Below are 820 nucleotides of genomic sequence, written 5' to 3' on the forward strand. Positions count from 1 at the left end.
GGCCCTTACCAGCCACCCCCCGGCCCTCCCGGACCGTACGGCACGCCGCCACACCGATAAGCACCACAACTCCCCCATCCGGGTGCATACTCGGTCTGTGGGTGCGATGGCCTAGGCAGGCGACGCGCAAGGCCCCAACCTTTCCCCCCAGGTTGGGGCCTTCTGCATATGCTGGACCCAAAGAAAGGGGCCAACCATGGCAGCGCCACTTACCCCCGACAAACTTGTCGACGCCCTCCGCGCCGAAGGCGTCAAGGTCGTCGAGCATCCCGGCTGGCGGACGAACAACCGCAACCACGTCGGGAAGTGGGGTCCCGTCTACGGCAGCATGCTCCACCACACCGTCACCCCCAAGACCATGTCCGCCGTCCCCATGTGCTTCAACGGCACCGGCGACCTCCCCGGCCCGCTGTGCCACGGCGTCATCCGTCGAGACGGCACCGTTCACCTCGTCGGCAACGGGCGCGCCAACCACGCCGGCGGCGGCGACCCCCGAGTCCTCGACGCCGTGGTCGCCGAGTCCTACGGCACCCGGCCCCCGGCTCCCACCGAGCACCAGGGCAGCGCTGGCGCGGTCGATGGCAACGCGCACTTCTACGGCTGGGAGTGCGAAAACCTTGGCGACGGCAAGGACCCCTGGCCCGCAGCGCAGGTCGAGGCGATGGTCCGCGTGTCCGCCGCGCTGTCCCGGGCACACAAGTGGACGGAGAAGTCCACGATCGGGCACCTCGAATGGTCGGATTGGAAGAGCGATCCGAAGGGGCCCGACAACGTTGTCAGCATGCCTGGCCTGCGCACCCGGATCGCCGCCCGCCTCGCC

The 820-nt window shown here is 69.3% G+C and carries 1 protein-coding gene; it reads left to right on the forward strand.

Annotated features, from left to right (window positions below; genetic code table 11):
* Positions 1–196: 196 nt before the first annotated feature.
* A partial coding sequence (locus EAO70_RS36700; protein WP_148007100.1) for an N-acetylmuramoyl-L-alanine amidase occupies positions 197–820 on the forward strand: 624 nt, incomplete at its 3' end.

It is taken from the genome of Streptomyces sp. adm13(2018) (genome assembly GCF_008042145.1).
In the GTDB taxonomy this organism is placed as follows: Bacteria; Actinomycetota; Actinomycetes; order Streptomycetales; family Streptomycetaceae; genus Streptomyces.